The following is a 24,053-nucleotide window of genomic DNA, read 5'->3' on the forward strand; positions in this document are numbered from 1 at the left end:
GAGGTCGCCGGGACAGTTCGGATAAAGACCTCAAGTCGCCGTCGTGCCGGGCAATCCACTTATCGACGGTAGGTCGGCTAACGTCAAAGCGGCGTGCCAACTGGCTTTTGGTGAAGTTGCCAGAAAGCCAATCAGCTACCAGCTTGATTCTTTGATTCATGGGGGACTCTTGGTTCCAGGGCATGATCAGTTACCTCCTGATCATGCGTATTAGCCTGTAAACCATGTCCCCGGTTAGAAATGTAAACGATGTCCCCGGTTTGTACCGGGGCAAGCCCCCTCCCACATTTTGATCTCCATGTATCAGGTACACATGTTCTCCGACGTCACAATCTGCGGCGCGATATGCACCCGATGCCGCCCCGGATCAAACCCCTCGGCACCCTGCAATTCCACCAGCAACTGCACCAGCGCGTTCGCCGTCTGCCTGGGCTGTGAGTCCATCACCACATCGATCAACCCCTGGCTCAGTGCCTGGCGTGACAGCGCCGTGGACTCCTGCAAAATGCAGCACAACGCCGGGCGTTTGGGCAGTTGCGCGAGGGCGCTGATGATGCCGTCGCCGCCGCCGCCCACCACGCACAGGCCGCGCAGGTCGGTGTGGCGGGTGAGCAGGTCGAGGGTGGCTTCTTCGGTGATGTCGCAGTTGTCCAGGTTGATCAGTGGCTCCAGCGGCTTGAGGCCGGGGGCGTGTTCGGCGAGGTAGCTGTACAGGCCTTCGACCCGTGCCTGGTGACCGAGGAAGCGATGGCCGCCGAGCAGGATCCCCACGCTGCCTTTGCGTGCGCCGCAGGTGCGGGCGAGCAGCCAGCCCATGGTGCGGCCGACCACGTGGTTGTCCTGGCCCACGTAGGGTTCAAGGGCTTGCTCATGAATATCCGAGAGCAGGGCCACCACCGGCACGCCGGCCTCGCGGATCTGCGCCAGGCAGGCGTTGATCAGCGGGTGGGCGAAGCTGACCACGGCGAGGCCATCGCACTGCACGGCCAGTTGTTCGATCTGCGCGACGATGGCGCTGGGTGTGCGGTCGTTGATGTAGTCGAATTGGCAGGTCAGGTTGGCGCTGGCGTGATGCTGCGCCGCCTCGCTGATCGACTGCGCCAGGTGGGCATAGAACGCCTGGGCGGTGCCCAGCAGCAGGATGCCGAAGCGATAGGTGGGCCGGCGTTCGCGTATGCGCTGGCCGATCAACCGTGCAGCAAAATAGCCCACCGCTTCGGCAGCCTGGAACACCTGCTCGGCCGTTTGCGGATTGACCGGCGCGCGCGCATTCAGCACGCGGTCGACGGTGGCCACGCTGAGGCCCGCATGGGCGGCGACGGTGGCGATGGTCGGGCGTTTATTGTTGTTCATGACAGCCCCCTTGAGCGTCTTGATAGAAAACTATCAAGCCCCGCTGGGCCTGGATGATAGCTTGATAGGGAATGGATTCAAGGCCTTGAGGGTGATTTAGCCGCGCTCTATCGTTGGTTTCGCAAAGCACCTGAAACCTCTCGCTTGCGGAGAACAATAACAATGCCTGAACACACCGCTCACACCGCTCGGCGCGACTACAGCCTCACCGGCCCCGAAGCCGCCCGCGCGGCGGAAAAAGGCCTGGTCTCGGCCAGTTGGTACCAATCGCCGATTTCCCGTAAACGCATGAAAGAACTGATGCAACGCCGCGACGGCCCGGCCTTGCTCGACACCGCTATGTGGGTGGTCGCGCTGTTCGTCACCGGCTTCGGCGGCTACTGGTTCTGGGGCACGTGGGCCTGCGTGCCGTTCTTCCTCGTCTATGGCGTGCTGTACGGCACCGCGTCCAACCCGCGCTGGCACGAAACCGGCCACGGCACCGCGTTCAAGACCCGCTGGATGAACGACGTGCTGTATCAGGTCGCAAGCTTCATGTGCATCTTCGAACCCCACGTGTGGCGCTGGAGCCATGCCCGGCACCACACCGACACCATCGTCGTCGGCCGCGACCCGGAGATCGTCGAGCCTCGCCCGCCGAGCCTGCCGATGATGTTTCTCAGCCTGTTCAACCTGCCCCTGGCCTGGAAGACCTTCAGCGGTGTGGCGCGCCATGCCATCGGCCAGATGAGTGCCCAGGAGGCGGATTTCATCCCCGAATCCGAGTGGCCCAAGGTGTTCCGCGCCGCGCGTATCTGGGTCGGTATTTATGCGCTGGTGATCGGCACCGCGTTGTACCTGCACAGCTGGTTGCCGCTGATGCTGGTTGGGCTGCCAAGTATCTACGGCGCCTGGCTCGGCTACGTGTTCGGCCTCACCCAGCATGTGGGCCTGGCCGAAGATGTGCTCGACCACCGCAGCAACTGCCGCACCATCTACATGAACCGCGTGCTGCGCTTTATCTACATGGACATGAACTACCACCTCGAACACCACATGTACCCGATGGTGCCGTACCACGCCTTGGCGCAATTGCACGAAGAGATCCGCAGCGACTGCCCGCCGCCGTACGCCAACCTGTTCGAGGCGTACAAGGAGATCCTTCCGACGATCTGGAAGCAGCGCAGGGATCCGACTTACTTCGTCCAGCGTCCCATCCGCCCCAGCGCTGAACCGGCCGCCAGGGCCCCGATGCATGCAGAAGCCACTGCCGGCTGAATCCCACCCAAGAACAAGAGAAAACGCCATGAACGATCAATGGATCGACGTCTGCGCCGTGGGCGAAATAGACGCGGAAGACGTGCTGCGCTTCGACCACGGGGCGCACACCTACGCGGTGTTCCGCTCGGCGGACAATGAGTTTTTCGCCACCGCCGGCCTGTGCACCCACGAGAAAATCCACCTCGCCGACGGCCTGGTGATGGACCATGTGATCGAGTGCCCCAAGCACAACGGGCGCTTCGATTACCGCTCGGGCAAGGCCCTGGGCGCGCCGGTGTGCGTCAACCTCAAGACCTATCCGGTGCGGGTCGAAGCGGGGCGGGTGTTGCTCGCCGTCATGGCTTGATGATGAACGCCGCCCTGATCATCGTCGGCGCCGGCCATGCCGGTGGCCGCGCGGCATTGACCCTGCGTGAAGAAGGCTACAGCGGGCGCCTCATCCTGATCGGCGACGAACCGCACGTGCCCTACGAGCGGCCGCCCCTTTCCAAGGGCCTGTTGCAGGGCAGCATGGACCTGGCCGGCTGCAGCCTGTGCGACAGCGCCCGGCTCGCCGAGTTAGGCATCGAACATATCGCCGGTAACCCGGTCAGCCAATTGGACCCGTCGCAACACCGCCTGCAATTGGCCGACGGCCAGTGGTTGAGCTACTCCGGGCTGTTGCTGGCCACCGGCGGCAGGGCGCGACGCTTGCCCCAGGCGCGGGCCAACGTGTTGTACCTGCGCACCCATGATGAAGCGCTGGCGCTGAAATCCGCATTGCGGCCCGGAGCGCGGCTGGTGATTGTCGGCGGCGGGTTTATCGGCCTGGAAGTCGCGGCGACCGCCCGTGGCCTGGGCTGTGAGGTGACGGTGCTCGAAGCCGGGCCGCGCTTGGCGGGCCGGGTGCTGGCGCCGGTCATCTCCGAAGCGCTGCTGCAGGTGCATCGCCAACAGGGTGTCGACGTGCGCTTGAATGTGGCGTTGGAGTCGATCCATGCAGAGGCGGTGCAACTGGTGGACGGGCAGTTACTGCCCTGCGACCGGGTGGTGGTCGGCATCGGCATGCAACCGAATATCGAGCTGGCCGTGGCGGCGGGGCTGGAGGTGGGGCAGGGCATTCGCGTCGACGCGCACCTGCGCACCAGCGCGCCGGACATCTACGCGGCAGGTGACGTGTGCGAGTTTCGCCTCGGCGGTGAGTACCAGCGCCAGGAAACCTGGCGCAATGCCGAGGCCCAAGGGCGGCATGCCGCACTGAACATGCTCGGGCGTGATGAGCCGTTCGAAGCGCTGCCCGGCTTCTGGTCCGACCAGTACGACTGGGGCTTGCAGACCGTGGGCGTGATCACGCCGCTGACCGTCAGCCGTGCCTTGCCGGGCGCGGGGCTGTTGCTGTTCTACCTCGACGCCGACCAACGTTTGCAAGGCGCCTGCGGCTGGGGCCCCGGCAACAGCGTGGCCAAGGACGTCAAGCTGTGCGAACGCCTGATCAGCGCGCGCATCGCCCTGAACGCGGCCAGCCTGGCCGACCCCGACGTGTCCCTCAAACACCTGCTGCGAGGCTGATATGCGCCAATTCCTGGTATTCCAATCCCTCTGGGCGATGCACACCGAGCCCGGCCCCATGGAGGCCCAACTCGACCGCATCAAGGCCGCCGGTTTCGACGGCATTACCGATCACTACTGGCACGCCGCCAATGTCGCGCGCCTGCACGCAGCCGCCACGGCGCGGGGCCTGCAGATCGAAGGCCAGTTGTTCCCGCAAAGCGTCGACGACCTGGCGGCGGCACTGGATGTGATCAGCCGCCACGGCTGCCACCACCTCACCCTGCAAGCCGATGTGCGCCCGCGCACCCAAACCGAAGCCGCCCGCTTGATCGAAGGCTGGCAACGCCTGGCCGAGCAGGTGGATTTTCCGGTGCTGCTGGAAACCCACCGCTATCGCCTCACCAGCGACCTGTTGTTCACCCTCGACTTGCTGGCGCAGATGCCCGATTTGAAGCTGCTGGCCGACCTGTCTCACTACGTGGTCGGCCGCGAGCTGCCCGAGCCCGGCGCCGCCGAAGACGACGAGCAGATCCGCACGATCCTGCGCCACAGCTGGGGCTTTCATGGCCGTGTGGCCAGCAGTGAACAGGTGCAGGTGTCGCTGGCGTTCCCTCAGCACCAGGCCTGGGTGCAGCGCTTTACCCAGTGGTGGCGCTACGGGATCGAGGACTGGCTGGCCCGCCCCGACACCCCGCACAGCCTGTCCTTCACCTGCGAACTGGGCCCGCCGCCCTATGCCATCACCGGCGCCGATGGGCGTGAAATCAGTGATCGCTGGGCCGAGGCGTTGCAGCTCAAGGCCTTGATTCGCGACGTGTGGCAGGCGTGTCGGAAATGATCTGCTAACCTGCGCGGGTTCACTTCCGCCCCTAGCCTGGATTTGCCCCATGCCGACTTCCTCCGTTCAGCCGCCTCTTGAACCGCAGTCCGTCTGCCACCCGATTACCAGCAGCGCGATCTTTATGGTCGCCACCGTCGCCCCCGGCAGTGAAGACGGCGTGCGCGCCTGGTGCGCAGACATCGCCGGGCTGGTGCGTTCGGTGGGCAAACGCGTGCCGGCGGGCAACCTCACCTGCGTCTGCGGCTTTGGCTCGCAGGCCTGGGACCGCTTGTTCGGCGCACCGCGCCCGGCGGCGTTGCACCCGTTTCGGGAGTTCGGTGTGGAAGGGCGCATGGCGGTGTCGACGCCCGGCGACATCCTCCTGCATATCCGCGCCGAGCAGATGGACCTGTGCTTTGAACTCGCCACCCAACTGATGACCGCCCTGGGCGATAGCGTGAAGGTGGTGGATGAAGTCCAGGGTTTCCGCTACTTCGACATGCGCAGCATCATTGGCTTTGTCGACGGCACCGAGAACCCGGTGGGGCGCAAGGCCGTGGGCTTCACTATCGTCGGCGACGAAGACCCCGGATTCGAAGGCGGCAGCTACGTGCTGGTGCAGAAATACCTGCACAACATGACCGCCTGGAACAGCCTGACGGTGGAAGCCCAGGAGAAGGTGATCGGGCGTACCAAGCTGTCGGATATCGAGTTAGGCGAAGACGCCAAGCCGAGCAATGCCCACAGCGCCCTGACCGTGATCACCGACGAGAACGGCGAAGAAGTCAAAATCCTGCGCGACAACATGCCCTTCGGCCGCCCGGGGGCCGGGGAGTTCGGCACCTACTTCATCGGCTACGCACGCTCGCCGCAGCCGCTGGAGCAGATGCTGGAAAACATGTTCGTCGGCCGCCCGGCAGGCAACTACGACCGCTTGCTCGACTTCAGCACAGCGGTCACCGGCGGGTTGTTTTTCGTGCCGTCGGCTGACCTGCTCGAAACACTGGCGGAGCGTACGGGCGGGCTGTAAAGCAAAGCAGTTCAAATGTGGGAGGGGGCTTGCTCCCGATAGCATTGGGTCAGTTAAAGTTGCATCAACTGACACGCCCTCATCGGGGGCAAGCCCCCTCCCACATGAGATTGATGCCGGGTGTTATATCAACCCAGCAGCCCGGTACTGACGGCCACAATCAGGAACACCCCCAGCAGCGCGCGATAGATCACAAACGGCCAGGTGGAGAACCGCTCGAGGAACTTCATCAGGCCCCAGATCGCGAAGAACGCCGAGACGCTGGCCACCACCAGCCCGAACAACAAATGCGGCCAGGCATGGGCGGGCATATCGGCATGCAGCAACACCCACAGCTCCTTCAAGCCGGCGAGGGCGATGGCGGGCAGGCCCAGCAGGAAGGAAAAGCGCGCGGCTTCTTCGCGTTTGAAGTTGAGGAACAGGGCCGCGGTGAGGGTCGAGCCGGAACGCGATACGCCCGGAATCAACGCGCCGATCTGCGCGACCCCGACGATCAGCGCATCCCGCAGGCGCATCTGGCTGACCTCGCGGGTATGCCGGGCACGCAGCTCGGCCGCCGCCAGCAGCACCGCCATTACCACGCAGGAAATACCGATCACCAGCAGCCCGCGCAGCGGCGAATTGCAGGCGTTCAGGGTCGACGACAAGGCCAGCCCGGCGATCCCGATCGGAATGGTCGCCAACACAATCGCCACGGCCAGCTTGAACCATGGATCGTTGTAGTCGCCCCGGCGCACCGCGTCGATGCTGCCCGTGGTCACTTGGCGCACATCGCGCCAGAAGTAACTGACCACCGCCGCCAGTGCCGCCAGCTGCATGGCCGCCGAAAACGCCGAGCCGGGGTCTTGCCAGCCGAGCAGGGCGGGCACCACACGCATATGGGCGGTGGAGGAGACCGGCAGCAATTCGGTAATGCCCTGGATCACGCCCAGGATAAAGATCTGCAGGTAATCCAGGGAGGCGAAGCCCACATCCAGGCCGGCGGTACAGACGTTGGTCAAAGTGCGTGTCCTTGAAAAAGTGGCGAGCCGGCGGAGTTTATTCGAAATGTTTCAGCGCTTCGGCAGGGCTCGTCGCTATTTGCAATCGGTTCAGCAAGTAGAAAGGTTCGCGGCGCTATTGGACTGCGCCGAGGTTTTGTGAACAATGGCGCCCTGCGTTTTTTGACCGAGAGCCCCATGCCTGAAACCACCGTGGAACTGATCCAGACCGGCCCCGAAGAAGCCGAGCTGATCCGCAATCTCTACCAGTACTACGCCTATGAATCGTCGGACTGGGAGCAGGAAGATGTCGAGGCGGACGGCCGTTTCTACATCCATGACCAGCACCTGAACCGCTACTGGCAAGACCCGCACTGGAGCGCCAACCTGTTGTTGGTGGACGGCTATATCGCCGGCTTCCTGCTGATCGAGGGCAGCGAGTTGCCGGGCATCGACGCCCTGGAACTGGCCGACCTGTTTATCCTCAAGCGCTATCGCCGCAAAGGCATCGGCCGCGCCATCGCCACCCAGGTGTTGTGCAGCGGCGAGGCGGATTGGCTGGTGCGGTTTTATGACCAGGACGAAGTGTCCCAGGCGTTCTGGCGTACGGTGCTGGATAACCTGCCGCGCCCGGTGCACGCCCTTGAACTGGCGGATGACCCGCAGTTGATGAGTTACCTGGTTACGCGGGCGGTGTTGCATTAAAGGTGTGCTGCATCGCCTGGGGCGGCTGCCCGAACGCCCTTAGAAACGCCTGGCGCATGCGCTCGCGATCACCGAACCCGGTTTCGCGGGCCACCACTTCCACCGGATGACGGCTGGTTTCCATCATCGCCCGTGCGGCTTCAACCCGCAGGGATTCGATGGCCTTGGCCGGCGTCTGCCCGGTTTCTTCGCGAAATACCCGGCTGAATTGACGTGGGCTCAGCCGGGCCACCTCGGCCAGGGCGTCCACCGACAGGTCATGGGTGAGGTTTTCGCGGGCGTAGGCCAGGGCCAGTTGCACACGGTCGGACTTGGGGTCCAGCTCCAACAGTGCAGACAACTGCGATTGCTCGCTGCCCCGGCGCTGGGCGATCACCAGCTTGCGCGCAATGCGCCGGGCGAGGTCGCTGCCCAGGTCGTTCTCCACCATGGCCAGCGCCATGTCCACCCCGGCACTCATGCCGGCGCCGGTCCATACCTGGCCGTCAACGATAAACAGCTTGTCTTCTTCCAGGCGGATGTCCGGGTAGCGCTTGCGAAAGGCCGGCGCGTGGATCCAGTGGGTGGTGGTGCGCTTGCCGTCGAGCAAGCCGGCCTCGGCCAGCACGAAGATGCCCATGCACAACGAGGCGACACGCCGCGATTGGGCCGAGGCGGCCTTGACCAGTGCCAGCAGGTTGGCCTCCGGCAGGCGAAACTCCAGGTAACCGCTGACGATCAGCGTGTCGTAGCCTTGGGGCCGCAGGGGCGAGGTGTTCACCGAAAAGCCCTGGGACGTCATCACCGCGCCGCCGCTTTCCGACACCAGGTGAAACTCATAGGCAGGCTCTCCACGCAGCAGGTTCGCGCACTCGAACACCGAGCCCAGGCTGAGGCTCAGGGATTGGAAGTTCGGGTAAACCATCAGCGCAACGCTGTGCATCGCATGTCTCCAGGGGCGTGGGAGGGTGGATTGTCGGCGGCTGCCGGGAAAACGGCAACCGACTTCGGGTCATGTCCGGAATCCTTGCGCATATGACATTGTGAGGGGTTGGCGCGGCCCCTAACATTCCCTCAACGAACTAGACGACTGGTCTAATCGGACGGAGTGAAGCATGAGCAGCGAAACTAAAAGTGCACGGCAGACCATTCTTGATACGGCGCGATTGATTGTCGGCCGCAAAGGTTTTTCTGCGGTGGGCTTGAACGAAATACTGCAAGCCGCCGAGGTGCCTAAAGGCTCGTTCTATCACTACTTCAATTCCAAGGATGGCTTCGGTGTCGTGTTGCTCGACACCTACTTCGACAACTACGTGCACGGCATGCAGCAACTGTTCGACCAACCCGGTTTATCCCAGCACGCCAAGTTGATGCGTTATTGGCAGGCCTGGATCGACAATCAGACCGGTTGCACCGATGCGGGCAAATGCCTTGCCGTCAAACTGGGTGCGGAGGTGTCAGACCTTTCAGAGCCCATGCGCCTGGCGCTGGAACGTGGCACGTCGCGCACCATCGATTTACTCGCCATCGCCATACAGCGTGGCCTTGAGGACGGTTCCCTGGCCGTCGACCAAGCCCCTGCAAGCCTGGCCCGGCGCCTGTACGCGCTGTGGCTGGGGACCAGCGTGATGAGCAAGATCACCCGGACATCCGCGCCTTTTGAGGAGGCGTTGCTGCTGACCCGACAGCTGTTGGGTTGCCCTGGACACACTGACATTCACTGATCGAGGCACTGGAAAATGAAAGTATTAATGGTACTGACCTCTCACGACCAGCTTGGCGACACCGGCCGCAAGACCGGCTTCTGGCTCGAAGAATTTGCCGCACCCTATTACGTGTTCAAGGACGCCGGCGCCGAACTGGTGCTGGCGTCCCCGGCCGGTGGCCAGCCACCCCTGGACCCGGTGAGTGACGCGCCCGACGCGCAAACCGAGCAGACTCGCCGCTTTGCCGCCGACCCTGCCGCGCAACAGGCCCTGGCCAGCACGGTCAAGCTGGACACGGTCAACGCTGACGACTTCGACACCGTGTTCTACCCAGGCGGCCACGGCCCGCTGTGGGACCTGGCAGAGTCGCCGGTGTCCATCGCCCTGATCGAGTCCTTCGAACGTGCCGGAAAGCCCATCGGCTTTGTCTGCCACGCACCGGGCGCCTTGCGCCACGTCAAGGCGGTCAATGGCGAGCCGCTGGTCAAGGGCCGTCGCGTCACCGGCTTCTCCAACTCGGAAGAAGCGGCGGTGGGCCTGACCGAGGTGGTGCCGTTCCTGATTGAAGATGATTTCAAGGCACTGGGCGGCAACTATCAGAAGGGCGCCGACTGGCAATCCTTCGTGCTCGAAGATGGTTTGCTGATCACTGGGCAGAACCCTGCCAGTTCCAGTGACGTGGCCAAGGCGCTGCTCAAACTCACCGCGTAAGTTAATTAACCCTTTCATTCATTGGCGACTTGCAACAGTCGCCAATGCTTTTGCTCGTCTCGAATTTGGAATACCCCAATGACTAACAGCGTTTTAAGTACCCCGGTCAAACTGGGCCGTCACACCTTGAACAACCGTATCGTGCTGCCACCGTTGACGCGCCAGCGCAGCGCCCAGCCCGGCGATATCGCCACCGACCTGATGGCCGAGTATTACCGCCAGCGCGCTAAGGCCGGTTTCATGGTCAGCGAAGGCACCCAGATCGAACCCCGTGGCCAGGGTTATGCCTGGACGCCGGGCATCTACACCCCGGCGCAGATCGACGGCTGGCGCAAGGTCACCGACGCGGTGCATGCCGAAGGCGGGGTGATCTTTGCCCAGCTGTGGCATGTGGGCCGTGTGTCCCACAACGCCTTGCAGCCTGACGGCGCCGCACCGGTGGCACCGTCGGCGATTCAAGCCCGGCAAGCCAAGGCCTTTATCGAGACCGGGCCTGGCACGGGTGAATTGAAGCAACCGCCGGTGCCTCGCGCCTTGAGCGTGCTCGAGATTGAAGAATTGGTCGGGCACTACGCCCAGGCCGCACGCAATGCCCTGGACGCCGGGTTTGACGGTGTGGAAATTCATTCGGCCAACGGTTACCTGGTCAACCAGTTCATCTCGGCCCATGCCAACCAGCGCGACGATGAGTACGGTGGTTCGCTGCACAATCGCCTGCGCTTTTTGCGCGAGATCGTCGAAGCCGTCAGCAAGGTGGTCGGGCCGGAGCGCCTGGGCGTGCGGTTCTCGCCGTTGTTCAGCGGCACCGACCAGGACCGTGTGTACATCGGCCTGGTAGAAGAAGACCCGCACCACACCTACATCGAAGCGATCAAGGTGCTGGAACAGTCGGGCATCGCCTACGTGTCCATCGCCGAAGCCGACTGGGACAACGCCCCCGTGCTGCCCGACAGCTTCCGTGAAGCCGTGCGCAGCACCTTCAGCGGTCGCATTATCTACGCCGGTCGCTACACCGCTGAACGCGGCGCGAAACTGGTCGACGCCGGGCTGGCGGATTTGATTGCGTTCGGACGGCCGTTCATTGCCAACCCGGACCTGCCGCAACGGCTATTCAAGGGCTGGCCGTTGAACCCGCTGCGGGAAGAGGGGATGTATGGTGGAGGGGAGGTTGGCTACATCGACTACCCCACCTATTCCGAGTAAGAACGCGGTCAATGTGGGAGGGGGCTTGCCCTGATGCCAGCCATTTAAGAAGGAACACTATTAACTGTGGTGAGCGGGCTTTTTGTGGTGAGCGGGCTTGCCCCGCGCTGGGCTGCGCAGCAGCCTCAAACACAGCCCCGGAGCTGCCTGACACACTGCAGCGCTCTTATTGGGGCTGCTTCGCAACCCAGCGCGGGGCAAGCCCGCTCACTACAGGTTACTGCTTGCCCCTCACACATTTGCTTTGTGTTGCCTGCTGGTTACTCCACCCGCAACACAATCTTGCCGATATGGTCCCCACCTTCCATCCGTGCATGGGCCTGGGCGGCGTCGGTGTATTCGTACACCTTGTCGATGATCGGCAGGCAACGCCCGGCCTCCAGTACCGGCCAGATGTACTCGCGCAACTGTGCGGCAATCGCGGCTTTTTCATCCTTGCTGCGCGCACGCAACAGCGAGCCGGTAATCACCGCGCGCTTGCCGAGGATGCTCAACAGGTCGACGTCGTTGGCCTTGGCGCCGCCGAGGAAACCCAGCATCACCAGGTGCCCGTCCATGGCCAGGGCCTTGAGGTTGTTGTTGAGATACGAGGCCCCCATGATGTCGAGGATCACATCCACGCCCTGGCCATCGGTCTGTTGCGCGATGACCTCGGCAAAATCCTGTTCCCGGTAGTTGATCGGCTCGCCGCCCAGTTGGGTGATGGTCGCGCATTTGTCGGCGCTGCCGGCGGTGGCGAAGGCCTGGATGCCGAATTCGCGGCACAGCATCAGCGCGGTCGTACCGATGCCGCTGGTGCCGCCGTGGATCAGCACGCGCTGGCCGGTGTGGGCATCGCCGAGGCCGAACAGGTTGGCCCACACGGTGAAGAAGGTTTCCGGCACGGCGGCGGCTTGAATCCAGTCCATGCCTTCAGGAATCGGCAGCGCCTGGCTGGCGGGCACCGTGCAGAACTGCGCATAGCCGCCGCCATTGGTCAGGGCACAGACCTTATCGCCCACGGCGTATTCGGTCACGCCGTCGCCCAGCGCGGCGACTTCGCCCGCCACTTCCAGGCCAGGCAGCGGGTTCATGCCGGGTTTCATCGGGTACTTGCCGGCGCGTTGCAGGGCGTCGGGGCGATTGACACCGGCCGCATGCACGCGAATCAAGATCTCGCCGGGGCCCGCCACCGGTACATCTGCCCGGCGTGGTTGCAGCACCTCGGGGCCACCGGGGGTGGTGATTTCGATCAGGGTCATTTCTTTGGGAAGCGTCATTTTAGATTACCTGCAGCGATGAGCGTATGGGTTGGGACCGCGTCGGAAGGCCGACGGTTCAGCAGGCGCATGCCCGGTTCCAGGGCCAGGGCGACCACTATCGCCCCCGCGGCGATCAGGAACAACAGCGCATGCTGGCCTCCGCTGACGTTGAACAGGGCGGAATAGGCAAACCCCGAGAGCGCCTGGAAAGTCGCAAAGGACACCGTGGCACGGCTCCACGCGACCTGCTGCTGATGATGGTTGGGAATCAGTTCGTGCACCCGCGCCAGCGCCAGCGGCACGATGCCCGGCGGGAAAGAACCGAGGATCACCGCGAGGACCGCCAGGCCAGTCAACGAGCCGGCAAACGGCAACGCACCGACGGCAATCGCCTGCACCACCAGCACCACGCGGATGCTCAAGCGCGCCCCCAGTTTATCTGCCAGGAACCCGTAGGTGACCGGCCCCACAATCGACCCCAGGCCGTACATCACCCAGATCATCGCGCCGATATGCGCCCCGGCCCCCAGGCCACGGGCCACGTAATCCACCAGGAACACCATCGCCGGTACCAGCCCCGCGGCCATGAAGGCGTATTGGGCGAACAGCAGGTACACGCCGGAAGGCGTTGCTACGGCCGCGCCGGATGGCGGCGCGTCTTCATGCAGCGTGCCCGCCGGCCAGGCGAACCAGCTGGCGGCGGTCAACACCACGGCCAGCAGGCCCAGGCCGAACCAGGTCTGCTGCAAACCCAGGCTCAGCAGCGGCGGCACCAGCGTGCCGGAGCCGGCGATGCCCAGGCCGATACCGAGGAAAATCGCGCCACTGGCCAGGCCCCGGCGCGCTGCCGGAACATGGGGCAACACGGTCGCCGCCACCAGCACCATGATTGCGCCACCGGCAATCCCCGACAGCAGCCGCCAAGCGAAGAACCACACCACCGACAGCGGGAAGCCGCAGGCGAAAAACGCCAGGGTCACCGCCACCATCATGATGCGCAGCGCAGTCCTGTTCGAGGTGCGCTGGGCGATGGGCCGCCCGATCAGCGCGCCGATCAGGTAACCCACCAGGTTGGCGGCACCGAGGTACACCACGTCATTGGCGCTGAACCAGTGGGCCTGGATCAGCGACGGAATCAACGGCGTGTACGCAAAGCGCGCCAGGCCGATGCTGACCAGGCTGGCGCACAGGCCGGCGAAGATCGGCAGCCACACGGAGTGGTGGGGTGGGGCATGAGTGTCGAGCATGATGGCGGTCCTGGGTATTTTTCTCTGGTGCCCAGCATATCCAGGTTTATAGATGCAATAATGCAGCGATTACACGTCATAGTGATGCATATATGCAGCGCAAGGGGTCAGCATGAATTGGGATGATGCACGGGTGTTCCTGGCGGTCTGCCGCGAGTCGACGCTGCGCGGTGCCGCACGGGCATTGGGGGTCGACCAGGCGACCGTGGGCCGGCGGGTCAATGCCCTGGAAAAGTCCCTGAGTGCAACGCTGTTCCTGCGCACCTCCGAAGGCTACGCACTGACGGCCGTCGGCGAGGCCGCCCTGCACTCGGTGGAAAAAATGGAACGCTCGGCGCTCGATCTGGAGCGCCAGATCCAGGGCCTGGATGACCGCCTGACCGGCACCGTACGGGTCAGTACCACCGACTCCCTGGCCATCGACTTCCTGATCCCGGCGATTGCGCGCCTGCACGTCCAGCACCCGGATGTGCGCGTGCAGCTCGACGCTTCTACCCAGTTCCTGAGCCTGGCCAAACGCGAGACCGACATCGCCGTGCGCAACACCCGCCCGGACAGCCCCGACCTGATCGCCCGGCGTCTCGCGCGCTGGCCGGTGGGGTTGTTTGCGTCCCAGGCCTATATCGATCGCCAGGGTACGCCGGCGCCGGGCAGCCTGTTTGAAGGGCATGATCTTGTGGTCTATCAACCGTACCTGCAAACCCAGAAGGACATGACCCTGGTCTCGGAACCCCTGGGCCGTGGGCGCATCGTCGCCGCCCTGAGTTCCAGCCTGTTGGTGCGCCGCTCCATCGCCGCCGGGATCGGCATCGGCGAAATCCCGATCCTCACCGGTGAGCGCGACGGGTTGGTGCGCCTGTGGCCGGAGCGCACGCGGCCGTTGCCCTACGACGTCTGGCTGGTGACCCACGCCGACCTGCGCCACACCGCACGGGTGCGGGCGGTGATCGATGAAATCGTCGCGGGGTTTGCCGGAACGGGGGATTAGTCAGCACAGGCTTGCAAGCGTGCGTACCGCGCCGTGGACACAATCGACGTCGATAACGTGTCAACCCACCGGAGCGCATATGAACGAATCAAGACACCAGGACCTGGGGCTGTTGTTTCTGCGGGGCAGCGGGGCGTTGTTCCTGCTGTGGGTGCATGGGCTGCCCAAGTTGCTCAACTACAGCGAGCAGTTGAAGTTGATCGAGGACCCGTTTCACCTCGGCGCCCATGTCACCTTGCTGCTGGCGATTTTCGCCGAAGTGCTGTGCCCGCTGCTGATCATCGCCGGGGTGCTGGTGCGCCTGGCGTGCCTGCCGATTCTGGCGGTGCTGTTGATTGCGATGGTGGTGGTGCATCCGGAGTGGACGTTGCTGGAAGGGCAATTCGGCTGGCTGCTGTTGATCATTTTCACCACGCTGCTGATCAGCGGGCCGGGGCGCCTGGTGCTGAGCCAGCGTTTCTCCTGAGCAAAAAAAGGCCGGGCGAGCCCGGCCAAAATAAGGAGAGGGTGTTTCAGCGTTTCAGGAACGCCAGCAGGTCTTCATTCAAGGCCTGAGCGTGGGTCACGGCAAAACCGTGGGGCGCATCCTTGTACACTTTCAGCTCGGCGCCCTTGATCATCTCGGCCGCCACCTTGCCGGTGGTCTCGAACGGCACGATCTGGTCGCCGTCACCGTGGATCACCAGGGTCGGCACGTCGATCCTGGCCATGTCCGGGCGGAAGTCGGTTTCCGAGAACGCCGTGACGCAATCGACCGTGGACTTGAGGGAGGCGAGCAGGGCGACTTGCAGGGTCTGGGTCTGCACGCCAGCGGAGACCTTCTGGCCTTTGTTGATGCCATAGAACGGCGTGTTGAAATCGCTGAGGAATTGCGCGCGATCCTTCAGCAGCTCGGCCTTGAAGCCTGCGAATACGTCGAGCGGCACGCCCTGCGGATAATCCGCCTGCTGGCCGAAGATCGGCGTCACTGCGCCCAACAGCACCAGGCCGGCCACGCGTGCGCTGCCGTGGCGTGCGATGTAGCGGGCCACGTCGCCGCCGCCCATGGAGAAGCCCACCAGGGTCACGTCCTTGAGGTCCAGGTGTTCGATCAACTGCGCGATGTCGTCGGCGAAGGTGTCGTAGTCGTTGCCGGTCCAGGGCTGGTCCGAGCGGCCAAAGCCACGGCGGTCGAACGCGATGGTGCGAAAGCCACGGCTGCTGAGGTACTCCATCTGGTATTCCCACATGTCGGCATCCAGCGGCCAGCCGTGGCTGAACAGCACGGGCTTACCGCTGCCCCAATCCTTGAAGTAGATCTGGGTACCGTCTTTGGCAACGAATGTGCTCATGGAAAACTCCTTGATTGAGGGACTGAAAAACCAGCCTCACTATTGCCCGAAACCGGGCCGGGGGCTTGTACGGGTGTGCTTGCCTGGGGTCACCAACTGAACTTGAGCTCGACCCCCAGGTAATTGCTGTCATCGCCGCCGGCATCGCGCAAGGTGCGGCCGACCGCGTAGTGCACCGCTTCAACCGCGCCGGTGAGGTTCGGCGTAAACACGTAGTCGGTACGCAACTGACCGTAGGCACCGGTCCAGCGTTCACCCTGGCCTGCGGTGCCGGCGACCGGCAGGTTCGGCTGGGTGTACACCGCGTCGCTGGTGGTCTGGCGCCACAGCAGGCCGACGGCGGTCTGCACGCTGAGCTTGTCGATGGGCTTGACGGTGATCGACGGTTTGACGTGGATCAGGTTGCTGTAGCCCGTATAGCCGGCCAGGGAAAAATAGTAGCCGTTGGGGAACAGCGGGTTGAACGTGCCGACTGTACCGTCCCCGGTCTTGCGGTCGCCCGAGGCAATGTCCAGTTGCAGGCCGATGCGCGGTTTCCACGCCAGGCTCTCGAAGGTGTACCCCGTGCGGCTGCCGCCGGCCCAGGCGCGAATATCCTTGCTGCCCACCGAGCCGCTTTGCAGCATGGCTTCGATGTCCCAGTCGAACCCCAGGGCCGCACCGCCCAGACGTGCGTCGAACAGGTGGCGGGTTTCATCGCCGTCCGCATCCAGATAGTGCGCGGCACTGCGTTCGTACACGCCGTAGTAGGCCGACAGCTCATTCTTGCCGCCCACCAGCCGCTCGACCCGCAGCATGTGGAAGCGCGCGTCACGGTTGGATGTGTCATCGAAGTGCCGCTCGTCCTGATACTGCACCGGCTGGCTGGCAATCCCGATAAAGCGCCAGTTGGACGTTTCCCAATCGGCCCACAGCGCATCGAAGGATTGCCGCACATTCGGGCCGTCCCGCGATGAGATGAAACGCTGCAAGTCGAAGGCGAAGTCCTGGCGCCCGACACGGGCCTTGAGCGTGCCGCTGCCGAAGGCATTGACGTATTCGGCGAAGGCCAGGCGCAGATCGACGCGGTTCTGGTCGGCGCCGCCGACCGTGGTCTTGTCGTAGGCGCGTACATCTTCCAGTTGGGTGAAGAGCCGCCAGTGTTCGTTCAAGTGCAGGTCGGCGTGCACCTGGAAGCGCTGGATCAGGTAGCGATCTCGCTTCACGTCCTTCACCCCAAAACCACTGGCATCGTTCATCTCGAAGCGCTCACGCAGCGTCGCCCCCAATGACAAATAGGTGAACGGGTTGGCGCTGGACAGCGGGATGTACTTCAAGCTGTCCAGCGGCTGCGAGCGCAACGCCGGGTCACGCAGCACCGACCAGTCCTCCTGCCAGCGGTTGGTCTTGATGGCCGGGCGTGCCGGTTGATCGTCGGCGTGGGCGCTGCCGACCAGCAGCGGCCACAGCACGGCCAGGCCCCAGCCTGTGCGGCGAATCATTTTGCGGCGTGGAGCTGGTGAATTTCCGCGACGTAGCCGCCGGGGAATTCCACCACGGCGCTGCGCCGGCCCTTGCTGTCAAAGGCCGGCACCAAGACCTTGGCGCCGGAGCCCGTGGCCTTGCCCAGCGTGGCCGTCAGGTCAGGCACTTGGTAACCGGTGGTCTCGTGGCCGAAGGGGTAGGGCAGGTGGCCGTTGGTGACCAGCACCGCCATGCGCCCGAATGGCGACTCGATATCGACGCGACGGTAGGTGCCAGTGGCCTGACCCACATCGACGCCAGGTGCGTGTTTGTCATCGGCCAGGACCTTGCCGTGGGAGAAGCCCAGGAACGCTTTGATAAAGGCGTCAGCGCGATCGGTGGACAGGTACACGCGGTTTTCCGGCACGGTCTGGAACGCCGCGTAGTCCGGGGTCTTGGTGTGCCAGTAGAGCTGCATGTTCACGCCACCCGGCCATTGCACCACGGCGTCTCGGCCGATCGGGTCCGGGAAGTCGCTGACGATAACGGCGGCGCCGTTTTCCCGCGCGGCGTTGAGCGCCGCGTCCATGTCCTTGACCAGGTAGCCGTTGCGTTCCTGGCCGAAGGGGTGCGGGATCGGCGTGGTGAAGCCGAACAGCGACACCGTGCCCGCCGGCGTCTGCAGCAGTTGCGAGGTGGTGCTGCTCGGCACCGGCAGCACGTTCACCACCACCTGGGGCGTGCTCTTGCCGCCAAAGGTGGCGAGGAAACTCTGGGCGAAACGGTCCACATCCGCCGGGGCCACATACACGTGGCTGGTGTCGTATTGCGGCGCCACGGCCACGCTCGGGGTTGCCGCGAAGGCATTGCCCATCATTGCGCCCGCCAGCAGCGTCAATGCCACAGATACCTTGATTGCTTTGCTGCCCATGCCCACTCTCCAGCACTTCTACGGGATTGAAAGCCGTGAGGTTAGGGGCAGGCAGGCGATGGAAATTGTACAGGCGTGCTCGGTTGAACGGTTCAGCGTCTATGCTGGCCCACTGACCTCTACCGTCAGATCACACAGGTGGACGAAATGGCCAAGACCTACAGCTACGCCGCCCAGAACGCCACGGATGCCCTCAAGCCCTTTACCTTCGAGCGCCGCAGCCTGGCCGGTTCGCTGATCGGCGGGATCCAGGAGACCCAGGACATGCTCGACTTCTGCGCCAGGCACGGGATTGTCTCGGACGTGGAGATGATCGACGTCCAGGGCATCAACGAGGCGTATGAGCGCATGCTCAAGGGCGATGTGAAGTACCGGTTCGTGATCGATATGGACAGTTTGAAAAAGGAAAGTCACGCGGCTTGAAAACTGCTCCGGGAAACACTGGGGGCAATGTAGGAGGGGGGCTTGCCCTAATGCCAGTCAGTTAAGGAGGAACACTGTAACTGTGGTGGTGGTGGTGGTGGTGGTGGTGGTGGTGGTGGTGGTGGTGAGCGGGCTTGTCGAATCGTCGCACCGCCCGCGCTGGGCTGCGAAGCAGCCCCAGGAAAGAAGAACGCGGTATATCAGACACTCTGTAGGGGCTGGTTTTGGGGCTGCTTCGCAGCCCGGCGCTGGGCAAGCCCGCTCACCACAACAGCTCTATCTGCCGGGGGGACAGCGTTTAGACAAAGTTGTGTAGAGACCTATGCCCCTCCCACATGGGTGCTGTGTTGCTCAAACGGTCATCGAACAACTCAAGGCCGCTGCGGCTTCACCGAGGTGCCGAAGGTATTGCCCATACGCACGCTGGTCGCCGCCGGGGTGGCCAGGCCGACCTTGTTCGGCTGGCGTTTTTCCACGGCAATGCCTTGCGCCTCGCGGTTTTTCTTCGCGGCTTTGGCCGCATTCGTGTCGTTGCCCATCTGCTGGCTCAGGCAGCCATAGTCGGGCGCCTTGTAGCCATCCACCGAGACTTCGGCGCAGTTGCCGGCGTGGGCGTGCAAGGGCAGGGCCGCGCACAGCAACAGGCTGGCGAGGAGCGGTAAGCGTTTCATCAAGGCCTCCTGGCGGGCCCGAGGGGGTGGGCCGGTTGGTGTGCAAGTCTAGTGCAGCGGGCCTCTCGTCACCGTGATGTTTTTTTTGCTATCACCGTAACATCAGGTTCATAAATTGGCCTCAGGATGACGGTTTTCTAGGGCGCGTCGGCCGTGCAGCGATGCAGAGCAGGGGGTGAACAGGGGGGCTGGAGGCGCGCCGTATGCGCCCTGGTCTTGCTGTTGCTGCTGGCCGGTGGTCGCGTCGCGCAGGCGGAGTCACCGCTGCTGCTGTTGAACCTGCCGGCGCAGGACCTGGAACATGCACTGCAAGCGTACAGCCGCGCCACCGGAATGGCGGTGCTGGTCGACCGCGAACTGACGCGGGGCCGGCGTTCCATCAGTGTGCGCGGACGTTTTACGGCGCAGGAGGCTCTGGCGATGTTGCTGACGGGGAGTGGCCTGATGGCGCGTTATGCACGCGATGATGCGTTCACCTTGCAGTTGCCCGCGGTCAGCCAGCCGCCTGCCACCCGTGGTGCGGCGGCACGCAACGCCGTACGGATCAACAACAGCTACGCCACGGCCTTGCAGCAGGCCATCGAGACCAGCCTGTGCCGCTCGCCGCTGACCCGGCCCGGTAGTTTCCGCGCGCTGGTGCAGGTGTGGGTCAACCCCCAAGGGCTGATCGAACACAGTCGGTTGGTCAGCTCCACCGGCGACGAACAACGCGATGAAGCACTGGTACGCAACCTGGGCACCACGCGGGTCGAACGACCGGCACCGAGCTCGCTGCGTCAACCGGTGACTTTACTTTTGATGCCCGACACCACAGGAATGCGCATGGAATGCACAGCAGCAAACGGAGCCTGGGGCGGATGAAAAATACCGGGCACAGTACGATGGTCGGCTTGTTCCTGGCCTCCTACGACGACTTCAAGGTGCGTTTGCGCAAGCGCCTGGGCTCGGAGGACCTGGCCAACGATGTGCTGCACGAAACCTACCTGCGGGTCGACCGCATGGAAGTGCCGCCCAACCTGGCGCAACCCAATGCCTACCTGTACCGCATGGCCTTGAACATCGCCGCCGACCGCCGCCAGGCCGACGCGCGCCTGCTCACCGGCAGCGAGGTGGAAGAACTGCTGCAAAGCGCCGACGAAGCCCAGGACCCGTCACGGGTGGTGGGCGGCCAGAAAGAAATCCAGTCCCTGGTCAAGGCGCTCTACGAACTGCCGGCCCGCCGCCGCAAGATCCTTATCGCCGCCCGCCTGGAAGAAGCGCCACACCTGGAAATCTCTCAGCGTTTCGGCATTTCCACGCGCATGGTCGAGAAGGAAATCAAGGCCGCCCTGGGCCACTGCGCCAAGCGCCTGGAAAGAAAAGTGATCCAGCGGTTCGGTCCCGGGGCCGGAAAACCGTCTTAGAGTCGAGTCCCTGATAAATCCGTGAGTATTTGCGCGCTTGAACATTTTTAGCCTCTCCGCCGCCCGGCACTCCGCCGCCAGCCCCCTGCACGATGAAGCCCGCGACTGGCTGGTCCTGCTGACCTCGGGCCGCGCCACCGTGGCCGATGCCAAGGCGCTCAAGGCCTGGTGTGCGCAAAGCCCCGAGCATGCCCAGGCGTTCGAGCAGGCCAAGGCGATGTGGCAGCAACTGGCCCCGGCGCTTGAGCAAGTCTCGCAGCCGCGCAGCTTTGGGCGCCGGGCGTTCCTGGGCGGCGCGATTGCCGCATCGGCCGCTGTGGTGATGGTGCAGGTCGGCTCCCCCGGTGGTTTTGCCGGCCTCACGGCGGACTATCGCACCGAAGTCGGCGAACAGCGCCAAGTGCTGTTAAGCGACGGCGTCAGCCTGGAACTCAACACCCAGACGCGCGTCAGCCGCGTGGGCCAGGGGCTTGAATTGCTCGAAGGCGAAGTCGAGGTGATCGCCCATTCCGCACAACCGCTCAAGGTGCTGGCGGGCGAAGGCTGGGTGAGCGCGGCGCAGGCACGTTTCAATCTGCGCAACACCGACCGCACGGTGTGCGTGACCTGTATCGAGGGTTGGCTGTCGGTGGCCGTGGCCGGGCGCAGCGTGCGCCTGGAGAGCGGCCGGCAACTGAGCTACGACGCGTCCGGCCTGGGCGAACCGGTGGTGGTGGACACCCAGGCGGTCGTGGCCTGGCGCGAACAGGTGCTGGTCTTCAACAACGCCACCCTGGCCACGGTGGTGGACGAAATCAACCGCTACCGCCCAGGGATGCTGGTGCTGCTCAACAAGCAACTTGGCCAACGGCGCGTCCAGGCGCGGTTCAGCCTGCAGCAGTTGGCGGGGGTGGCGTTGTTGATTCGGGATGCGTATGGGGCCAAGTGTACGGAGTTGCCGGGTGGGGTGGTGTTGTTGAGTTGAGGCCTGCCGCTCGTCGGGTAACTCCGATTTTTACGCTGTAAAAGAGCCGCGATCACCCGTTGTTCTACGCCTGTCGCTTTCAGGTATGCCTGTGTGCTCATGGGCTGAGCGACCGGTCTTTCCCCTCTGACAGACCTCCTTTCGTATCTTCTCTGAATTTTCTCTTTCGTTTGTAGGGGAAGGGATTTTTGACGTATGAAAAAACCAGGAAACACGCTTTTCAAGTCTCACTGCCTATCCGATTTCTTCCTTCGACTTACATTGTTCGGAAGCCTCTGACAGTCCTCGAACGGCTGTGTGACAGGCAGGGCGACGCCGTCAAAAACGCCGAACTTTTTGTAACTTTTCCTCTTTTCCTTAAGCGTTTCAGCCTCGGCAGCATGGGTGCTCTTTCCATTTGAGTACCTGTGTGAGGGTGAAGGGATGCCAGCTGTTTTCCGACCTGCGCTGCTGGGGATGGCGCTGCTTTCAGGTCCGCTTTTTGCCGCGTCCACCGTGTCGCCCGGCGACCGTGAACTGGCCCGCGAACGTCAGCAAAAAGTGTTGGAGGAACAGCGTCGCCGCCTTGAAGAGCTGCAACACCTGCCGGGCCAGATCACTGCACCAACCGCCCCCGCGCCGCTGGACGACGGCCAGTGCATCACCCTCACGCGCATCAATGTCGAAGGCGCTGTGTTGCTGTCGGCGGCCCAGCGGCAGACGCTGCTGGAACCCTGGCAGGGGCGGTGCATGGGGGTGCCTCAACTCAACGCAGTGCTCAAAAGCCTCACTGATCATTACCTGCATCGCGGCTACGTCACCACCCGCGCCTACCTGCCGCAGCAGGACCTGAAAAATGGCGAGCTGACCATCATTGTGGTGGAAGGACGCCTTGAAGGACTCGACAGCTCATCGCTGGCCAGCCCGCTGGAGTCCGCCATGACCTTCCCCGGCACCGTGGGTGAGGTGCTCGACCTGCGTGAGCTGGAGCAATGGGTGGATCAGCTGTCGCGCTTGCCCTCGCGCCAGCCGCAGCTTGAGGTCCTGCCGGGGCAGGCGGTGGGCGGCAGTCGCGTGACGCTTAAAGGCGAGCGCTTCAAACCCTGGCGCGTCTCGGCCAACCGTAACAACCATGGCGATACCAGCACCGGTCGCCAGCAGGCCGGTATCGGCCTGGACTGGGACAGCCCCCTGGGCCTGGCGGATCAGTTGAACCTGCGGGCCAACCGCGACACCGTCAGCGACCGCTGGCGCCATTCCCACAGCCAGAACCTGTTCTACAGCCTGCCGTATGGTTGGTGGACCTTCAATTTCAGCCACGGCCAAAGCTACTACCGCACGCGTAACGACCTCTCCGGGTTTGCCTTTGCGCTGTCAGGTGAAACCTCCAGCCAGCAGTTGCGCGCCGAACGCGTGCTGCACCGCGATAACCTGGGCAAGACGGCATTTAACCTGGGCCTGAGCCACCTGCGCACCCGCAACTACCTGGAAGACGCGTTGCTGCGCACCTCCAGCCATCGCATCACTGAGCGTCAACTGGGCTTCAACCATGGCCGCCGAATCGGCAATGCCTTTCTCAATCTCGATGCCGGTTGGCAACAGGGCATCGGTGCCCTGGACGCCCAGCGCGATCTCTCCAGGCAGCGCGGCGCGCCTACTTCGCGCTATCAGAAATACACCCTGACCCTCAGCTATTTGCAGTCCTTTCGCTGGCTGGGCCAGTACTGGAGTGTCGACAGCCTTGCTACCGGCCAACACGCCGAAGACGAACTCTATGGACCACAACGCCTGAGCGTCGGCGGCCTTGGTGCCGTGCGCGGGTTTCAGCAACAGAACCTGTCGGGCAACAGCGGCGGCTACTGGCGCAGCCAGGTGCGCTGGCGCCAACCGGTTGCCTGGGATGCGCTGCGCCCCTGGGTGCACGAAGTGGGCGTGGGCTTTGGCTACGACGTCGGTGTGATCAGCCGCGGCCCGCATAACCCCGGGGTCGCCGGGCGCCTTACCGGCCATGCCTGGGAGTTCAGCGCACGCGGCACTCACCTTGCGGCGTCGCTGGTGCTCGCCCGTTCCCTGGAGCGCCCGGCCATCGTTGAGCGCCGCGAACACCCGATCTACGCCCGAATCGAGCTGTTTTTCTAATAACAACAAGGAACCT

General features: G+C 63.8%; 24 protein-coding genes and 2 pseudogenes. 16 read left to right on the forward strand and 10 right to left on the reverse strand.

Annotated features, from left to right (window positions below):
- A partial coding sequence (locus BM416_RS23340) for a helix-turn-helix domain-containing protein (protein WP_092489597.1) occupies positions 1-184 on the reverse strand: 184 nt, incomplete at its 3' end.
- Between the two features lie 119 nt (positions 185-303).
- The gene (locus tag BM416_RS23345) at positions 304-1,353 is read right to left on the reverse strand and encodes a LacI family DNA-binding transcriptional regulator (RefSeq protein WP_092489598.1); all 1,050 of its coding nucleotides are present in this window, start codon (positions 1,351-1,353) and stop codon (positions 304-306) included.
- Between the two features lie 162 nt (positions 1,354-1,515).
- On the opposite strand from BM416_RS23345, the gene BM416_RS23350 reads away from it, so the two are divergent.
- Genes BM416_RS23350 through BM416_RS23370 form a run of 5 tightly spaced genes read left to right on the forward strand, consistent with a single transcriptional unit; the run spans position 1,516 to position 5,993 of the window.
- Positions 1,516-2,610, forward strand: a complete 1,095-nt coding sequence (locus tag BM416_RS23350; protein WP_092489599.1) for a fatty acid desaturase family protein — start codon at positions 1,516-1,518, stop codon at positions 2,608-2,610.
- 28 nt (positions 2,611-2,638) lie between these two features.
- A complete protein-coding gene (locus BM416_RS23355; RefSeq protein WP_092489600.1) occupies positions 2,639-2,959 on the forward strand; it encodes a MocE family 2Fe-2S type ferredoxin in 321 nt (106 codons plus the stop codon).
- A 2-nt stretch (positions 2,960-2,961) separates the two neighbouring features.
- Complete coding sequence (locus BM416_RS23360) at positions 2,962-4,161, forward strand: NAD(P)/FAD-dependent oxidoreductase (protein WP_092489601.1); 1,200 nt, start codon at positions 2,962-2,964, stop codon at positions 4,159-4,161.
- Position 4,162: 1 nt separating this feature from the next.
- Entirely contained in the window at positions 4,163-4,981 is an 819-nt protein-coding gene (locus BM416_RS23365; RefSeq protein WP_092489602.1) for a sugar phosphate isomerase/epimerase family protein, read from the forward strand.
- A gap of 49 nt (positions 4,982-5,030) precedes the next feature.
- Complete coding sequence (locus BM416_RS23370) at positions 5,031-5,993, forward strand: Dyp-type peroxidase (RefSeq protein ID WP_092489603.1); 963 nt, start codon at positions 5,031-5,033, stop codon at positions 5,991-5,993.
- 128 nt (positions 5,994-6,121) lie between these two features.
- Here BM416_RS23370 and BM416_RS23375 read toward each other — a convergent pair whose 3' ends face one another.
- Positions 6,122-6,994: an undecaprenyl-diphosphate phosphatase gene (locus tag BM416_RS23375; RefSeq protein ID WP_027607571.1), complete on the reverse strand. Its 873-nt coding sequence runs from the start codon at positions 6,992-6,994 to the stop codon at positions 6,122-6,124.
- Between the two features lie 177 nt (positions 6,995-7,171).
- Here BM416_RS23375 and BM416_RS23380 point away from each other — a divergent pair, with 177 nt between their 5' ends.
- Complete coding sequence (locus BM416_RS23380) at positions 7,172-7,678, forward strand: GNAT family N-acetyltransferase (RefSeq protein ID WP_092489663.1); 507 nt, start codon at positions 7,172-7,174, stop codon at positions 7,676-7,678.
- Here BM416_RS23380 and BM416_RS23385 read toward each other — a convergent pair.
- Positions 7,656-8,600, reverse strand: coding sequence for a GlxA family transcriptional regulator (locus BM416_RS23385; RefSeq protein ID WP_027607569.1), 945 nt, complete (start codon positions 8,598-8,600; stop codon positions 7,656-7,658). The genes BM416_RS23380 and BM416_RS23385 overlap by 23 nt on opposite strands.
- A 172-nt stretch (positions 8,601-8,772) precedes the next feature.
- Here BM416_RS23385 and BM416_RS23390 point away from each other — a divergent pair.
- The 3 genes and pseudogenes from BM416_RS23390 (at position 8,773) to BM416_RS23400 (ending at position 11,277) form a co-directional block, all read left to right on the forward strand.
- Positions 8,773-9,400 (forward strand): annotated as a pseudogene (locus tag BM416_RS23390) (TetR/AcrR family transcriptional regulator).
- A complete protein-coding gene (locus BM416_RS23395; protein ID WP_027607567.1) occupies positions 9,397-10,074 on the forward strand; it encodes a type 1 glutamine amidotransferase domain-containing protein in 678 nt (225 codons plus the stop codon). Before BM416_RS23390 ends, BM416_RS23395 begins: the two are co-directional and overlap by 4 nt.
- 78 nt (positions 10,075-10,152) lie before the next feature.
- Positions 10,153-11,277: an alkene reductase gene (locus BM416_RS23400; protein WP_092489605.1), complete on the forward strand. Its 1,125-nt coding sequence runs from the start codon at positions 10,153-10,155 to the stop codon at positions 11,275-11,277.
- A 260-nt stretch (positions 11,278-11,537) separates the two neighbouring features.
- On the opposite strand, the gene BM416_RS23405 is transcribed toward BM416_RS23400, so the two are convergent.
- Together BM416_RS23405 and BM416_RS23410 are read right to left on the reverse strand one after the other, a co-directional pair.
- Positions 11,538-12,536, reverse strand: coding sequence for an NAD(P)H-quinone oxidoreductase (locus BM416_RS23405; RefSeq protein ID WP_092489606.1), 999 nt, complete (start codon positions 12,534-12,536; stop codon positions 11,538-11,540).
- Complete coding sequence (locus BM416_RS23410) at positions 12,533-13,765, reverse strand: YbfB/YjiJ family MFS transporter (protein WP_092489607.1); 1,233 nt, start codon at positions 13,763-13,765, stop codon at positions 12,533-12,535. Before BM416_RS23410 ends, BM416_RS23405 begins: the two co-directional genes overlap by 4 nt.
- A gap of 112 nt (positions 13,766-13,877) precedes the next feature.
- On the opposite strand from BM416_RS23410, the gene BM416_RS23415 reads away from it, so the two are divergent.
- Together BM416_RS23415 and BM416_RS23420 are read left to right on the forward strand one after the other, a co-directional pair.
- Entirely contained in the window at positions 13,878-14,753 is an 876-nt protein-coding gene (locus tag BM416_RS23415; RefSeq protein WP_092489608.1) for a LysR family transcriptional regulator, read from the forward strand.
- A gap of 79 nt (positions 14,754-14,832) precedes the next feature.
- Entirely contained in the window at positions 14,833-15,219 is a 387-nt protein-coding gene (locus tag BM416_RS23420; protein WP_092489609.1) for a DoxX family protein, read from the forward strand.
- A gap of 46 nt (positions 15,220-15,265) precedes the next feature.
- Here BM416_RS23420 and BM416_RS23425 read toward each other — a convergent pair whose 3' ends face one another.
- From BM416_RS23425 to BM416_RS23435, 3 genes are all read right to left on the reverse strand, one after another.
- Positions 15,266-16,084 carry an alpha/beta fold hydrolase gene (locus BM416_RS23425; protein WP_092489610.1) on the reverse strand — a complete coding sequence of 273 codons (819 nt, stop codon included), beginning with the start codon at positions 16,082-16,084 and terminating at the stop codon, positions 15,266-15,268.
- An 89-nt stretch (positions 16,085-16,173) separates the two neighbouring features.
- The gene (locus tag BM416_RS23430) at positions 16,174-17,565 is read right to left on the reverse strand and encodes an alginate export family protein (RefSeq protein ID WP_092489611.1); all 1,392 of its coding nucleotides are present in this window, start codon (positions 17,563-17,565) and stop codon (positions 16,174-16,176) included.
- A complete protein-coding gene (locus BM416_RS23435; protein WP_092489612.1) occupies positions 17,562-18,458 on the reverse strand; it encodes a VOC family protein in 897 nt (298 codons plus the stop codon). The genes BM416_RS23430 and BM416_RS23435 overlap by 4 nt, the downstream gene beginning before the upstream one ends.
- Before the next feature lie 213 nt (positions 18,459-18,671).
- Between BM416_RS23435 and BM416_RS23440 the strand changes: the two are divergent.
- A pseudogene (locus tag BM416_RS23440) lies at positions 18,672-18,881 on the forward strand (NAD(P)-dependent alcohol dehydrogenase); the annotation flags it as partial.
- 371 nt (positions 18,882-19,252) lie between these two features.
- Here the strand turns inward: BM416_RS23440 and BM416_RS23445 are convergent.
- Complete coding sequence (locus BM416_RS23445; protein ID WP_074846122.1) at positions 19,253-19,552, reverse strand: hypothetical protein; 300 nt, start codon at positions 19,550-19,552, stop codon at positions 19,253-19,255.
- Between the two features lie 216 nt (positions 19,553-19,768).
- Here BM416_RS23445 and BM416_RS23450 point away from each other — a divergent pair, with 216 nt between their 5' ends.
- The 4 genes from BM416_RS23450 to BM416_RS23465 all read left to right on the forward strand — a co-directional run bounded on the left by BM416_RS23450 (position 19,769) and on the right by BM416_RS23465 (position 24,037).
- A complete protein-coding gene (locus tag BM416_RS23450) occupies positions 19,769-20,413 on the forward strand; it encodes a secretin and TonB N-terminal domain-containing protein (RefSeq protein ID WP_092489613.1) in 645 nt (214 codons plus the stop codon).
- Positions 20,410-20,955 (forward strand): RNA polymerase sigma factor, encoded by a 546-nt coding sequence (locus BM416_RS23455; RefSeq protein WP_027607555.1) that lies wholly within the window; start codon positions 20,410-20,412, stop codon positions 20,953-20,955. Before BM416_RS23450 ends, BM416_RS23455 begins: the two co-directional genes overlap by 4 nt.
- A 37-nt stretch (positions 20,956-20,992) precedes the next feature.
- Positions 20,993-21,919 (forward strand): FecR family protein, encoded by a 927-nt coding sequence (locus BM416_RS23460; RefSeq protein ID WP_092489614.1) that lies wholly within the window; start codon positions 20,993-20,995, stop codon positions 21,917-21,919.
- Positions 21,920-22,342: 423 nt separating this feature from the next.
- Positions 22,343-24,037, forward strand: coding sequence for a ShlB/FhaC/HecB family hemolysin secretion/activation protein (locus BM416_RS23465; protein WP_092489615.1), 1,695 nt, complete (start codon positions 22,343-22,345; stop codon positions 24,035-24,037).
- Positions 24,038-24,053: the final 16 nt, after the last annotated feature.

Source organism: Pseudomonas sp. NFACC42-2, from assembly GCF_900116055.1.
Taxonomy (GTDB): Bacteria; Pseudomonadota; Gammaproteobacteria; order Pseudomonadales; family Pseudomonadaceae; genus Aquipseudomonas; species Aquipseudomonas marginalis.